Origin of the sequence: Nonomuraea sp. NPDC050404 (genome assembly GCF_040655495.1) — a bacterium.
Classification (GTDB): domain Bacteria; phylum Actinomycetota; class Actinomycetes; order Streptosporangiales; family Streptosporangiaceae; genus Nonomuraea.
Genome location: NZ_JBFAKB010000007.1, coordinates 330,141 through 343,363, shown reverse-complemented (window position 1 = coordinate 343,363; position 13,223 = coordinate 330,141). Strand labels below are relative to the sequence as shown.

The following is a 13,223-nucleotide window of genomic DNA, read 5'->3' as shown; positions in this document are numbered from 1 at the left end:
GCATCCCCACTGGGAGCGCTCCCGGCCGACCACGCATCACCCGTCGCATTGAGTGCGATATTTCGGCATATCTACGCCACACGCCGTTCCCGGCAATACCTGCACCAACGACGGATCACATCGAGCCAGGCCCCATATCTACGATGCCGGATCGTAGACGAACGCGATCTGACGGCCTCGGCTACGCACCGTTCCGCACCCAACCATCACGAAACATCCGGCACCGCTGAAACTCTCGAAGAGAGGAGCGTGAGATCAGCCCAGCAGGACCAAATCCCACGCACGACCACGACCGAAACCGGCCGGGAATGAGTGCCGGGAGTGAGAGAGAAGGGGTTACGGGCGGATCGCGCCGACCACGTTCCGGCCGTAGTTGGAGAGCTTGGTGACCTTCACGACGTCACCGGTCTGCGGCGCGTGGACGACTTCCCCGTTACCCGCATAAATGCCGACGTGCCCGAGCCCTTCGCTGAAGATCAGGTCCCCGGCCTGCAGTGAGTCCATGTCCACCTTGCGGCTGGCCCCCCAGGCCCACTGCTGCCACGTCGTACGCGGCAACGACAGGCCCGCCGCCCGCCAGGCCGCCTGCGTGAGCCCCGAGCAGTCGTACCCGCCCGGCCCTGTGCCGCCGAAGACGTAAGGCTTGCCCATCTGCGCATACGCGAACCGCAGCGCGGCGGCGGCGTTCCCCGAGGCGGGACCCGTGTACTTGACGCCCGTGCTGTTGGGGTTGCCGGGGTTGTAGGCGCCCAGCCTCCTGAGCAGCTTCTCCTGCTGGGCGATGAGCTTGCGGATCTCCGAGCGCTCCTTCTCCACGGAGTCGCGTTCCTTGTCGGCCCCCTGCAGGGCCTTCTGCGCCTTGTCGCGATCGGCCTTCAGCCCGCGGTTGGCCTCGTTGAAGGCCGCCAGCTTCTCGGCCCGCTCCCGTGACAGCTGCCCGGCCACCGCCCACCCCGTCAGCATGGCGCCGGGGTTGTCGGAGCCCATGAGGCCGGGGAAGGAGGTGACGTCGCCGCCGAGCTTGTAGCTGTCGACGGCCATCCCGACCACCTGCTCGCGCAGTTCGGCGACCGTGGCCAGCTTGCGCTTGTAGGTGTCGTTCAGCTTGGTGTAGGTGCCCTTGGACTTCTTGTAGTTCTCGGTCGCCGTGTTGTAGCGGTCGACGACCTTGTCGGCCTTGTCGTTGAGCTTCTTGAGCTTGGCCTTTGCCTGCGCCAAGGTGGGCCGGGGATCAGCCAGGGCCGCTCCTACCGGGGTCAGCACCAGTCCGATCGTCAGACCTGCGGCCACCGGCACCCGACCAAACCTCACTGTGTCGCCTCCAAGGGGGATGTACCTGGGGCGAAATAGTACAGAAGTGCAGGGTGAGGTAGCGCCCTAAACCCACTTTTTCATAATTTATGCGCGGCCCAGCCGGCGCAGCAGCATGCCAGACGGAACGGGTCTGGCACCCATTCGCCTGACCGACTCGGCCACCTCGCGGTCGGAGGACACCACGGCCATGGCCCGGCCGGGCGGCTCGGCGTGCACGAGCTGGCGGATGAGGTCGTCGGCGATCTCCCCCGGCGCGCTGAACAACACCCGCACCCCACGCGGCGCAACCACCTGCACGGGCGCGTTCAGCTCCGCGCCGTCGAAGACCACGGTCACCTCGACCCTGGTCTGCGCCACCAGGCCGCCGAGCGCAGTCATGAGGCGGTTGCGCTGGTCGGCGAGGGTGAGGGTGCCGTAGCCGGTCTTGGTGACGTTGTAGCCGTCGATGATCAGATGCACCTGTGGCAGCGCCAGGAGCTGGTCGAGCAGCTGCGGGTCGTCGTCGGCCAGGGCCCGCGCGGGCATCCCGCGCACGCCGGGGCGCTCGCCGGTGCTCGCCGCGACCGAGTCGGCGGGCCGGCTGATCGTGGTGGGCAGGGCCAGCTCGCGGCGCAGCCCGGCCGAGGCGTCCTGCAGCGCGTCGAGCAGCACCCGGATGCGGGCGTCCTCGATGCTCCTGCCCTCGCGGGCGGCCCGGCGCGAGGCTTCGAGCTGCTTCTCCACATCGGCCAGCCGCTCGCGCAGCCGCCGCAGCTCGGACTCGCCCGCGCTGCCCGCGGCCACCGCGGCCGACCTGGCCTCCTCCGCGCCCCGTTCCGACTCCTCGGCCTTGCGCGTCGCGGCCTTGGCCCGTTCCCGGGCGTCGTGCAGCTTGCGGCGCAGCTCGGAGTTCTCCCCGCGGGCGATCTTGATCTGCTCGCGCAGCCGGTCGGACTCCTCCTTGGCGGAGCTCTTCTGCGCGGCGAGCTGCTCGCGCAGCCGGGCCACGACCTCCTCGCGCTCGGAGCCCTCGGCCGCCACCGCCGACTGCTCCAGATCGATGCGGGCGACCTCGATCATCTCCGCCCAGCCGGGCGGCCGGGTGAGGTAGGCCGCCGCGGCCACCATCACCGGGTCGGCCGCCGGGGGCACGTTGCCCTCCGCCAGCGAGGCGACCAGCTCGGGCCAGCCCGCGGCCACGGACTCCGCCACCAGCTCGCGGAACTTCTTGTCGTTCTCCAGTTGCGCCGCGATGGGCGCGCCGCCCAGCCTGGCCCGTTTGCGCGGGTCGAACTTGGCGATGCCGCGCAGGGGTGCCGGTATGGCGACAGCGGGCATCGACCCGAGGACCTGGGAGGCCAGGTCCACCACGTTGAGCCGCACCTGCTCGGGAAGCGGGCGAGACAGGCCTTCACCCGCTGAACTCATCCCACTTGTCCCTTCGTGACATGCCCTTTCAGACAAGGGTACGGCTGTTGCGTACCTGACCGTAACGGCCACCCGTATATGGACAAGCGCTTGCTAGGGGGTATACGACTGTCGAGGGGCATATGTCCACCCGGGAGGCCCACTGTGACGGAACAGCTGCGTACTTCCACCCGTGACCTGGACGAATTACGGAAAAGAGCCACCGTCTGGCTCCGTGGCCGCCTCGGTGCGGACGCCACGGTGTCCGAGATGTCCAGACCGTCGGAAAACGGGCTGTCGAGCGAGACCCTGTTCTTCACCGCCACCTGGAACGGAGACAGTACGCGCTGCGTAGCCAGGCTCGCACCTGCGGTGGAAGCCGTTCCTGTCTTCCCTGCATACGATCTGCGGGCGCAGTTCGAGATTATGCGCCTGGCCAGGGAAAAAGCTGGGATCCCAGCGCCGCGCACCCTCTGGTTCGAGCCGGATCCCGCTCCGCTCGGCACGCCGTTCTTCGTCATGGAACGCGCCGACGGGCAGGTGCCGCCGGACGTGATGCCGTACACGTTCGGGGGCTGGCTGCACGACGCCTCCCCCGCCGAACAGCGGCGGCTGCAGGACGCGAGTGTGGGGATCCTCGCGGCGCTGCACCAGACCGCCTTCACGGCCGAGGAGCTGGCCCCGCTCGGCGAGGCCGGGCTGCGCGCGCACGTGGCGGCCCAGCGCGCCTACTACGCGTGGGCGCACGGCCGGCGCCCCATCCCGCTGCTGGAGCGCGCGTTCGCCTGGCTGGAGGAGCACTGGCCGGACGAGCCCGGCCCCGACGTGCTCTCCTGGGGCGACGCCAGGATCGGCAACATGATGTTCCGCGACTTCACGCCGGTCGCGGTGCTCGACTGGGAGATGGCGGCCGTCGGGCCGCGCGAGCTGGACCTGTCCTGGATGATCTTCCTGCACCGCTTCTTCCAGGACATCACGACCGGCGCGGGCCTGCCCGGCCTGCCCGGTTTCATGCGCCGCGAGGACGTCTGCGCCACCTACCGCGAGCTGACCGGCTACGAGCCGCGCGACCTGGACTTCTACGAGTTGTACGCCGCCCTGCGGCACGGCATCATCATGGCCAGGGTCTGGCAGCGCAGGATCCACTTCGGCGAGCAGCCCATGCCCGACGACCCCGACGACCTGGTGCTGCACCGGGCCACCATCGAGGAACTGCTCGCCGGCTACGAGCCCGCGTCGTAGACCAGCAGCGCCACCTGGACCCGGTTGTTGAGGCTCAGCTTGGTCAGGATGCGGGAGACGTGCGCCTTGACCGTGGGCACGCTCATGAACAGCTCCCGCCCGATCTCGGCGTTCGACTTGCCCTGCCCGATGGCGGTGGCCACCTCCCGCTCCCGCTCGCTGAGCCGGCCGAGCAGCTTCCTGGCCCGTTCGCCGCCCTCCTCGGGCTCCGGGTCGGACACGTGCGTGATGAGTTGCCGCGTCACCGCCGGCGACAGGATCGGCTCCCCCGCGGCCACCTTCCTGATGGCCTGCACCAGGTCACCGGGCGCGATGTCCTTCAGCAGGAACCCGGCCGCGCCCGCCCGCAGCGCCCGCATCACCTGCGCGTCGGCGTGGAAGGTGGTCAGCACCACCACCTCGGGCGGCTCGGACGTGCGGCGCAGCGTCTCGGTGGCGGTGAGCCCGTCGATCCCCGGCATGCGGATGTCCATCAGCACCACGTCGGGCCGGTGCTCGCTCACCAGCGGCGGCACCTCGGCCCCGTCGCCGGCCTCGGCGACGATCTCGATGTCGGCCGCGCCGCCGAGGATCATCGACAGCCCGGCCCGCACCATCGCGTCGTCGTCCACGATCAGCACCTTGATCGGCCCGTCAACGGTCATTTACCTCGTCCTCCCGAGTCGTCTCCACCGTCAACGGTCATTCGCGTCGTCCTCCCAAGTGGTCTCCACCGTCAACGGTCATGTACGCCGTCCTCCCGAGTCGTCTCGACCGGCCACGGCAGCCAGGCCCGTACCACGAACTCCCCCTCCGGCGTGGGACCGTACCCCAGCCTGCCACCCGCCAGTTCCGCCCGTTCCGTGAGCCCGATGAGCCCGGCGCCGGCCCCCGGGATGCGCGCGCCGTGGCGCGCCCACAGGGGGTTGCGCACCTCGACCGACAGCCCCGCGCCGCGCCTGCCCTCGACGGTGACCACCACCGGCGCGCCGCCCGCGTGCTTGCGCGCGTTGGTGAGTGCTTCCTGCGCGATGCGGTAGAGGTTGCGGCCCAGCCCCTCGGGGATGTCACGGACCTGCTGGTCGAGCCGTACGTCCATGCCGGCCTGCCGGCACTCCTCGACCAGCGCGGGCAGGTCGGCGAGCGTCGGCTGCGGCCGGTCGGGCACCAGGTCGTCGTCGCCGGGGGCCGAGTGGCGCAGCACGCCGATCACCTCGCGCAGGTCCTCCAGCGCCAGATGGGCGTTGCTCCTGATGGCCCCCGCCGCCCTGGCGATCTCCTTGGGCGGCGCGTCGGGCCGGAACTCCAGCGCGCCGGCGTGCAGGCTGAGCATCGAGATGCGGTGCGCCAGGACGTCGTGCATCTCCCTGGCGATGCGCTCGCGTTCGAGCCGCTTGGCCTCCTCGGCGGCGCTGTCGGCGCGCTGCCGCAGCGTCCAGACGAGCTGCCGCCTGGCCCTGATCACGATGGCCCACGCGAACGCGGTGAGCATGAGCGCGACACCGAGCGCCGCCGTCCAGACCTGGTCCAGCTCGCTCTGGGGACGCAACCAGACATAGGGAATCAGGGTGATGAAATTGAGCAGGGTGATCGGCCCCGAGATCTTGAACGGCCGGTGCACCGCCACCGTGAAGAACGCCACCAGCGAGGCTCCGCCCGGCAGCTCCAGGTAGGACGAGAGCAGGGCGGTCACCACCGCGAGCGTGACCGGCCACCTGCGCCGCAGCCAGATCGCCGCGCACGACAGCGCCCCCGTCACCTGCTCGATCATCAGCAGTGGCTCGGAGGGGTTCTGGGCCCGCAACTCGATCAGGGACAGGAAGGTCAGACCGCAGGCGACCAGGAACATGACGATGTCGACGAACCAGTCGCGCGTCGAGCGCCGCACCCGCCCGCCCGCGCTGCCGTCGCCGAGCAGCACCGACGGCAGCGCCCACCGGTACTCGGCGCGATCCCCCCGCAGTCCCTTCATCGTTCATCGAGGTTATGCCCTGCCGGAGGAAGGGCGACAGCGACCAAAGTCGGTGCCTGAGGAGACCAAGGACCGACGCGGGCGACCCCGCGGGCGGAGGAGGCTGATGGCATGCAAGCGGTGTTGAAGGTGTTCGGCTGGCTGCTGTTCCTGCAGGGTCTGGCCGGCCTGGTGAACGGCCTCCTCGGATGGTGGCGGTGGGCGCACGACCTGATCGTGGTCAACCACGTGCCGTTCCTGGAGGGATATGAGGTGTTCGCGGCCATCGTGATCGGCGTGCTCGGGCTCGTGCTGCTGGTCATCCCCGAATCGGAGAAGAGCGAATGAGCACGACCATGCTGCGTCCGCCGCGCAACCGGGCCGACCCCCGGGCCGTGCGGTGGTGGACGGTGCAGTGGCTCATCCTGATGGTGCCGGTGGCGGGGGCGGCGCCGGCGGCGTACTGGTTCCTCACCGAGCGGGGGCTCTGGCTCGGCGCGGGTGCGGCGGTGTTCGCGGTGGCGTGCCTGGTGCTGGCCCTGGTCGCGCCGCGGGCCGCCTACCGGGTGGAGCGGTGGGAGGTCACCGACGAGGCGGTCTACACGCGCAAGGGGTGGCTGACGCACACCTGGCGGGTGGCGCCGATGTCGCGGATCCAGCGGGTCGACACCGCGCGGGGGCCGGTGCAGCGGCTGTTCGGGCTGGCGGACGTCACGGTGACCACCGCGTCCTCGGCCGGGGCCATCAAGATCGAGGCGCTGGACCACGAGGTGGCGGCCGAACTGGCCGAACGGCTGACCGCGCTCACCCAGGCCACGCCGGGGGACGCGACATGACCGGCCGACACGCCGCCGGACGGACGGAATCCACCACCGAGACGGTGGGCGAAGCGGCGCCCCGGACGGCGGCCGAGCTGGCGGCCGGTGGTGCTGTGTGGGAGCGGCTCGCGCGGCGGAGTGTGTACGCCTCCGCGGTCAAGTCGCTGGCCCTCGTGGCGGGCGCGACGGCCGGGCTGGTGCGGTTCCTGGTGGGCCGCGACTGGCCGGTGGGCGGCATCGTGGCCGTGTGCGCGGGCGCGGCGGTGCTGATCGTCGCGGGCGTGGTCGCGTACGACCTGCTCAGGCTGCGTGCCACCCGCTGGCGGCTCACCCCCGACCGCCTCGAACTGCGCTCGGGCATCGCCACCCGCCAGCACCGCTCGATCCCGCGCGACCGGGTGCGCAGCGTGGACCTGCGCGCCGACCCCGTGCTGCGGATGTTCGGCCTGACCGTGGTCAAGGTGGGCACGGGAGAGCACGCCGGCGACGGGGACGAGGTCGCGCTCGACCCGCTGGGCAGGCACGAGGCCGAGGCCCTGCGGCGGACGCTGCTGCACCAGGAGGAGGAGGCCGCGCGCGAGGACGGGCCGCTGGCGGAGCTGAGCTGGTCGTGGATTAGGTACGCGCCGCTGTCGGTGTGGACCTTCACGGGCGCGGCGGTGGTGCTCGGCATGCTCTACAAGGCACTCGACTCCTTCGGGCTCAAGAGGTTCACCAGCCGGATCGCGACCGGCGTGTGGGAGTGGCTGGCGGCCGAGCCCCTGCTGACCGTGCCGCTGCTGCTCGCGGTGAACCTGGTCGTCGGCGTGCTCGGCGCGGCGCTGCTGTTCGCCGAGTCCTGGGCCCGCTACCGCCTGGAGCGCGAGCCCGGCCGGCTGCGGCTGCGCCGGGGCCTGCTGACCGTGCGCTCCCTGACGCTGCAGGAGCGCAGGCTGCGCGGGGTGGAGATCAGCGAGCCGCTGCTGCTGCGGCTGAGCGGCGGGGCCCGGGTCAGGTCCATCGCCACCGGGCTGGGCAAGTCCGCCGACAACGAGGGCGAGGACGCGGCGGCGCTCACCCCGCCCGTGCCGCGCGCCCTGGCCGTGCGGGTCGCCACCGCGGTCGCGGGCGCGGGCGTGCCCCCGCTGGTGCCGCATCCGGCGGCGGCCACGCGCAGGCGGATCGTGCGGGCGATGGTCACGGCGGCCGTGTCGGTGGTGGCGGCGGCGGTCGCGACCGTGGCGGCGCCGTGGGCCTGGGTGGGCGTCTGGGTGTGGCTGGTGCCCGTGGCGGTGCTGGCGTACGGGCTGTGGCACGCCGTGGTGAGCGCCGCGAACCTCGGGCACGCGCTGGGCGTCAGGCATCTGGTGGCCAGGAGGGGCGCCGTGGTCCGCCGTACGGTCGCGCTCGACCGTACGGGCATCGCGGGCTGGACGGTCACCGAGTCGTTCTTCCAGCGGCGCTCCGGCCTGCTGACGATCTCGGCCACCACGGCGGCGGGCCGGGGGCACTACGAGGTGGTGGACGTGGGCCGCGGCGACGGGCTCGACCTGGCCGCGCAGGCCGTCCCCGGCCTCCTCGAACCCTTCCTGACCCGGGAAAAGCAATGAGCCGCGTGATCCCCCACGGCTTGCCCATGCCCCTGTACTGGACAAACATGATCGCGCGGCTCAGGTGCTTGCAGACATAACCGTATTTGTCCCGCTTGCAACCGGGTTGCAGGTCCATTAACCGCTCAAGGAGATCGTCAGTAAGACCAGTAAAGAGGGGCGGTCCCATCACGGGAACCGCCCCTTCGATCAGTCCGGGCTAGCCGCCCGCCTGCCCTTCCATATAGGCCTTGGCCAGGGTGAGCACACCGGCGGCGGCCTCCTTCTCCGGCATGAACTCAACCTTGGGCGAGTTGGTCGCCTCGCCCTCCGGACGCTGGTGACCCGAGTAGTCGACCTGGACGACCACCGGGCCCTTGCGGATGATCACCGTGCCGCTGGAGGCGGAGACGTCGGAGCTCCTGCTCTGCACGTACTGCTGGTACGCCTCGTCGCCCATCCCCTTGACCTGGGCCAGCTTGCCCCACTTGATGCCTCCCAGGGAGGAGTTGGCCGTGGTCTTGTCCTTGCCGTACTGGGTCGCGTAGTACGCCTTGGCCGCGGACTCGTCCACCGTGCCCGCCCGGTTGGTGAACCGGTGCACGGTGATCAGCGCGCTGCGGATCTTGGTGATGCCCTCGCCGCCGGACAACTCGCGGTTGAGCCAGCGGCACTCGGTCTGGTTGTCGGAGCCCGCCTGCGTGCCGCGGGCCCTGGTCGTGGGCTCCGGTACGAGCCGCGTGGCCGTCTCCGTCACCGCCGAGCAGTCGGCGGGGAAGGCGGCCAGTTCGGTGGGCGACGGCGTCGGTCGGGCGCTGGGCGTGAGGGTGGCCTGCGCCGTCGGCTCGGCCTTGGCCAGCACGTCGGGGTTCTGCGCCTGCCAGGCCGCCGCGCCCTTGGCGAAGTGCCCGGCCAGGCCGCTCACCTCGCGGATGGCGTTCTCCTCCGTGATCGCCTGCGCGGTGTCGTTGGTCAGGATCTGGGCGTCCTTGCGCTGCTGGCCCGCCTGGAACTTGACCTCGATCGTCATGTCGCCGACGCGGGCCTGGGCCTGGCCGTAGGCGTACCAGAGCAGGTCTCCGCTACGGCGCCAGGTGTACTGCGCGAACGCGCTGTCGCCGACGCCGGGCAGGTCCTTGATCGGGGAGACGTACTCCTTCTCATCGGGGTCGAGCGACGGCTTGGCGGTCTCGACGTACTTGCCCTGGCGGTAGTCCATCTCATAGGAGTTCTGGGCCATCGCCCGGCCGGTCTTGGCGCCCTCGCCCTTGTGCTGCTCGATCCTGACGTCGATCTCCCTGTTGCGCCAGAACTCGCCGAAGGAGATGCGCTCGTTCTTCCAGTTGCAGGTGAGATTGACGGTGTAGTCGCCGTCCTTGGCCGAATGGGCGACGGTCGCGTCGGGGACCAGCCGCTCGGCCTGGTCCTTGGGCAGCATGGCGCACACGTCGGGGGCCGACGGGGCGGAGGCGGGCTGCGTGGCGGGCGACGAAGGTGACGCGGAGGCGACCGGGGGCGGCCCGCCGCCGGAGAGCTTGCCGTAGACGAAGTAGGCCCCCACGCCCCCGGCGGCGACCAGCACGACGAGCGCGGCGGCCAGCGTGGGCATCAGCCACGAGGGCCGTCCCGGACGCGGCGGCTGCGGCATCCCGGGCGGCATCCCATGTGGCATCCCTGGCGGCATGCCGTGCGGGGGCATCCCAGGCGGCATTCCGGGTGGCATCCCGGGCTGCATTCCGGGCGGTGTCGAGTGCATGTACGGCCCCTGCTGGGGCGCTCCCGGCGGCTCGAACTGTCTGCCGGGCACCTGGCGAGGGGTGGTCGGCGGCTCGTACTCGCTACCGGGATTCACTGGGACTCCTGGGGTTGCCCTGACTTGCGGGGAGACATGCTAGCCACACCCCTTGCAACGTGCTTGCAGCACCATGTGCCACGCCACCCTACGACAACGCCCCCTTTTGCGATGTCACACCACGAAAGCACCTCATCTGGACGGCAGCGCGAAAGCGCCTCATTTCGACAGCGCCGCGAAGACCAGCCGGGCGGCGGAGATGGGCGTCCCGGCGTCCTTCGGGGCGTCCGCCGACACGTCCTCGCGGTACCAGATCACCTCTCCCAGCAGGTTGCTCGTACGGAAGAGCAGCGTGCTGGTCGACGCGCCGTCCGTCGTGGAGTTGAGATGGACCTTGAAGCCGTTCTGGATGATCGCCGAGTCGCCCACCCCGGCGACGTCGGAGACTCCGCCGTACACCTGGCGCCCGCTCGTGCCCTCCGCCGCGGCGCGGGTGCTCTTCTCGCTGGCGAAGCGGCGCTGCGCCACCTGCGGGCCGCCGAGGTCGCCGGCGGGCTGCTCGGTCCACGCGCGTACGACGAGGCGGCGGCTGCCCAGCGAGCCCTCGCGGATGAGCCACTGGCACTCGCCCGTCCTGGTGTTGGCGCGCGAGGGAGCGCCCTCCATCAGCTCGGTGACCTCGGCGTCGGTGAGGAGCGTGCACGGGTCGGGGGCCTTGGCGTACGCGCCGATCTCCTGGCCGGCGCCGGCGAACGCGGTGACGGCGTACCAGCCGCCCCCGCCCAGCGCCACGACGGCGGCGAGCACGGCGGGCAGCAGCCACCGGCGGGGGCGGCCCGCGTGACGGTGGCGGCGCGGCGCGGTGTCGGAGCCGGTCAGCCTTGTCAGGGCCTGGCGCACCTGGGCCGAGGTGGGACGGGCCGCGGGGTCCTTGGCGAGCATGGCCATGAGCAGGCCGCCCAGGTCACGGCCTGCCCTGGTGGGGAAGGGCGGCTCGTGCAGCAGCACCGCCGCGGCGACCGCGGCGGGCAGCGCCCGCTCGAACGGCGCGCGGCCCTCCACGGCGGTGTAGAGGCTGGCGCCCAGCGACCACAGGTCGGCCGACGGGCCTGAGGGCTGCTCGTTGAGCCGTTCCGGGGCCATGTAGCCGGGCGAGCCGGCGCTGCCGTACATGTCGCCCCTGCCGCCCATCGGGGCGGCGATGCCGAAGTCGGTGAGCATCGCCGAACCGTCGGCGTCGAGCAGGATGTTGGCGGGCTTGACGTCCTGGTGCAGGATGCCGTGCGCGTGCGCGACCTCCAGCGCCGACAACACGCGCAGCCCGGTCGCGGCCACGAACTCGGGCGGCAGCGGCCCCTGCTCCTTGATCACCTTGTCCATCGAGCGGCCGGTGGACAGGTCCATGATGATCCACGGCTGGTCGCCCTCCAGGACGACGTCGTGCACGAGCACGATGGCCGGGTCGCGCAGCCGTCCCGCCGACCTCGCCTCGTGGATGGCCCGGTCGACGAACTGCGCCCGCTCGCCGGGGTCGAGCCGCTGGGGCATGCGCACCTGCTTGACGGCGACCTGCCGGTCGAGCATCTCGTCGATCGCGCGCCACACCGTGCCCGCGCCGCCCTGCCCGAGCCGCTCGATCAGCCGGTAACGGCCGGCCAGGAGGTAGAGGTCATCCGGCATTGCGCAACGCCCGTTCGCTCGCCTGCGCGGCCTTCAGGGCCGACTGCTTGATGTCCTCGTCGGTCGGCCGCTCCGTGAGCGTGGTGTACTCGACGCTCACCACCAGGTTGGCCAGCCGATAGTAGACGTGCGCGGAGTGCACGCGCCCGTCCGGGCCCTTCAGCTCGTAGCCGAACGCCTCCTCGCCGACGCCGGCGATCTGGCGGATCGGGGTACGTGCGGCCCGCGTGGAGTCCTTCGCGCCGATCTCGGGCCAGGTCCAGTCGACCGTGTCGTACTTGGTCCAGTAGCGCTTCTGGTTCTCGAACAGGGTGCGGGCCGCGGCCTCGGTCATGGACCAGGGGTCTACGGTGTCGGAGTTCTTCTGCACCTGCAGGCCCACCCCGGTCTCGGCGACGGGCCAGCCGCACCTGGGACCGACCTCGTTGGAGCCCGGCTGCCCCTTCGGGGGATTCTGCGTACGCAGCAAGCTGCCCACCTCCTGCTCCCCGATCAGCGTGCACACGTCCATGGGCACGGTGAACGCCTCCGGCGTCCCTCCCCCATCGTCCTTCAGCAGCACGAACCCGGCCGCGCCCGCCGCCGCGAGCACCACCGCGCCGGCCGCGATCCACAGCGCGGCCCGGCCGCGCCGCCTGACCCCCCGCGGCGCGGTCGCCTCGGCGTTGACCGGGACGTGGGGCGCCTGGCCGCCCGCGGCCACCTGCCGCAGCGCCTGCGCGGTCGCCAGCGGGTCGGGCCGGGCGCCCGGCTGGTAGGCCATCATGGCGGCCACCAGCGGCCCGAGCGGACCGGACAACTCGGGCACCGGCTGCGTGAGCGTGGCGCGCACGCGCTGCGCCGCCGACCCGCCGTAGACGGGCGCGCCGGTCAGCGCGACGTAGAGCGTGGCGCCGAGCGACCACAGGTCGCTGGCGGGGCCGCCGGGCCGGCCTTCGAGCCGCTCCGGCGCGATGAACCCCGGCGAGCCGATCATCAGGCCCTGCTCGGTGAGCGTGGCCTGGCCCTCCTGCCTGGCGATGCCGAAGTCGGTGAGCACGACCCGGCCGCTCTCGGTGAGGAAGACGTTGCCCGGCTTGACGTCGCGGTGCTGCAGGCCCTGGGCGTGGGCGACCATCAGCGCGTCGAGCACGTCTGCGGCGACCCTGGCGGCGTAGTCGGGAGGCATGGGACCGAACTCGCGCACGGTCTCGGCCAGCGTGCGCCCGCGCAGCAGCTCCATCACCAGCCACGGCCGCTCCTCCTCGACGACCACGTCGTGCAGCGCCACGATGCCGGGGTGGCGCAGCCGCGCCGTGGCCTGCGCCTCGCGCACGGCCCTGGTCACCGAGTCGGCCCGCTCCTTGGGCGACAGGCCCTCGGGCAGCGTGAGCTCCTTGACCGCGACGTCGCGGTCAAGCATCTCATCCCTGGCCAGCCACACTTTCCCCATGCCGCCCGCGCCCAGCGGGCGCAGCAGGGAGTAGCGGCCGGCGAGTCTTCCCGAGGACATA

General features: G+C 71.6%; 11 protein-coding genes. 4 read left to right on the top strand and 7 right to left on the bottom strand.

Translation table 11 applies throughout. From position 1 onward, the window contains the following. Positions 1 to 336 precede the first annotated feature (336 nt). Both AB0I81_RS21750 and AB0I81_RS21745 read right to left on the bottom strand, forming a co-directional pair. A complete protein-coding gene (locus tag AB0I81_RS21750; protein WP_360659244.1) occupies positions 337 to 1,311 on the bottom strand; it encodes a C40 family peptidase in 975 nt (324 codons plus the stop codon). Positions 1,312 to 1,398: 87 nt separating this feature from the next. Continuing rightward, the gene (locus tag AB0I81_RS21745) at positions 1,399 to 2,721 is read right to left on the bottom strand and encodes an NYN domain-containing protein (RefSeq protein ID WP_360659242.1); all 1,323 of its coding nucleotides are present in this window, start codon (positions 2,719 to 2,721) and stop codon (positions 1,399 to 1,401) included. Positions 2,722 to 2,970: 249 nt separating this feature from the next. Here AB0I81_RS21745 and AB0I81_RS21740 point away from each other — a divergent pair, with 249 nt between their 5' ends. Further along, positions 2,971 to 3,942: a phosphotransferase family protein gene (locus AB0I81_RS21740; protein WP_360659240.1), complete on the top strand. Its 972-nt coding sequence runs from the start codon at positions 2,971 to 2,973 to the stop codon at positions 3,940 to 3,942. On the opposite strand, the gene AB0I81_RS21735 is transcribed toward AB0I81_RS21740, so the two are convergent. Beyond that, entirely contained in the window at positions 3,924 to 4,586 is a 663-nt protein-coding gene (locus tag AB0I81_RS21735; protein ID WP_360659238.1) for a response regulator transcription factor, read from the bottom strand. The two genes, AB0I81_RS21740 and AB0I81_RS21735, sit on opposite strands and share 19 nt — an antisense overlap. Positions 4,587 to 4,657: 71 nt before the next feature. Then, positions 4,658 to 5,893, bottom strand: coding sequence for a histidine kinase (locus AB0I81_RS21730; RefSeq protein ID WP_360659236.1), 1,236 nt, complete (start codon positions 5,891 to 5,893; stop codon positions 4,658 to 4,660). Between the two features lie 111 nt (positions 5,894 to 6,004). Here AB0I81_RS21730 and AB0I81_RS21725 point away from each other — a divergent pair, with 111 nt between their 5' ends. The 3 genes from AB0I81_RS21725 to AB0I81_RS21715 are packed head-to-tail and all read left to right on the top strand — an operon-like array spanning position 6,005 to position 8,279. Next, a complete protein-coding gene (locus tag AB0I81_RS21725; protein WP_360659234.1) occupies positions 6,005 to 6,220 on the top strand; it encodes a hypothetical protein in 216 nt (71 codons plus the stop codon). Further along, the gene (locus AB0I81_RS21720) at positions 6,217 to 6,708 is read left to right on the top strand and encodes a PH domain-containing protein (RefSeq protein WP_360659232.1); all 492 of its coding nucleotides are present in this window, start codon (positions 6,217 to 6,219) and stop codon (positions 6,706 to 6,708) included. Before AB0I81_RS21725 ends, AB0I81_RS21720 begins: the two co-directional genes overlap by 4 nt. Then, a complete protein-coding gene (locus tag AB0I81_RS21715) occupies positions 6,705 to 8,279 on the top strand; it encodes a PH domain-containing protein (RefSeq protein ID WP_360659230.1) in 1,575 nt (524 codons plus the stop codon). Before AB0I81_RS21720 ends, AB0I81_RS21715 begins: the two co-directional genes overlap by 4 nt. Before the next feature lie 199 nt (positions 8,280 to 8,478). On the opposite strand, the gene AB0I81_RS21710 is transcribed toward AB0I81_RS21715, so the two are convergent. From AB0I81_RS21710 to AB0I81_RS21700, 3 genes are all read right to left on the bottom strand, one after another. Continuing rightward, the gene (locus AB0I81_RS21710) at positions 8,479 to 9,906 is read right to left on the bottom strand and encodes a hypothetical protein (protein WP_360659228.1); all 1,428 of its coding nucleotides are present in this window, start codon (positions 9,904 to 9,906) and stop codon (positions 8,479 to 8,481) included. A 363-nt stretch (positions 9,907 to 10,269) separates the two neighbouring features. Further along, positions 10,270 to 11,730, bottom strand: coding sequence for a serine/threonine-protein kinase (locus AB0I81_RS21705; protein ID WP_360659226.1), 1,461 nt, complete (start codon positions 11,728 to 11,730; stop codon positions 10,270 to 10,272). Beyond that, positions 11,720 to 13,222: a serine/threonine-protein kinase gene (locus tag AB0I81_RS21700; protein ID WP_360659224.1), complete on the bottom strand. Its 1,503-nt coding sequence runs from the start codon at positions 13,220 to 13,222 to the stop codon at positions 11,720 to 11,722. The genes AB0I81_RS21705 and AB0I81_RS21700 overlap by 11 nt, the downstream gene beginning before the upstream one ends. Position 13,223: the final 1 nt, after the last annotated feature.

Bases quoted from the DNA above. Each gene is read 5' to 3' on its own strand.
- AB0I81_RS21725 (WP_360659234.1), top strand. From the start codon at position 6,005: ATGCAAGCGGTGTTGAAGGTGTTCGGCTGGCTGCTGTTCCTGCAGGGT.
- AB0I81_RS21720 (WP_360659232.1), top strand. From the start codon at position 6,217: ATGAGCACGACCATGCTGCGTCCGCCGCGCAACCGGGCCGACCCCCGG.
- AB0I81_RS21700 (WP_360659224.1), bottom strand. From the start codon at position 13,222: ATGTCCTCGGGAAGACTCGCCGGCCGCTACTCCCTGCTGCGCCCGCTG.
- AB0I81_RS21710 (WP_360659228.1), bottom strand. From the start codon at position 9,906: ATGCCGCAGCCGCCGCGTCCGGGACGGCCCTCGTGGCTGATGCCCACG.
- AB0I81_RS21730 (WP_360659236.1), bottom strand. From the start codon at position 5,893: ATGAAGGGACTGCGGGGGGATCGCGCCGAGTACCGGTGGGCGCTGCCG.
- AB0I81_RS21740 (WP_360659240.1), top strand. From the start codon at position 2,971: ATGTCCAGACCGTCGGAAAACGGGCTGTCGAGCGAGACCCTGTTCTTC.
- AB0I81_RS21745 (WP_360659242.1), bottom strand. From the start codon at position 2,721: ATGAGTTCAGCGGGTGAAGGCCTGTCTCGCCCGCTTCCCGAGCAGGTG.
- AB0I81_RS21715 (WP_360659230.1), top strand. From the start codon at position 6,705: ATGACCGGCCGACACGCCGCCGGACGGACGGAATCCACCACCGAGACG.
- AB0I81_RS21735 (WP_360659238.1), bottom strand. From the start codon at position 4,586: ATGACCGTTGACGGGCCGATCAAGGTGCTGATCGTGGACGACGACGCG.
- AB0I81_RS21705 (WP_360659226.1), bottom strand. From the start codon at position 11,730: ATGCCGGATGACCTCTACCTCCTGGCCGGCCGTTACCGGCTGATCGAG.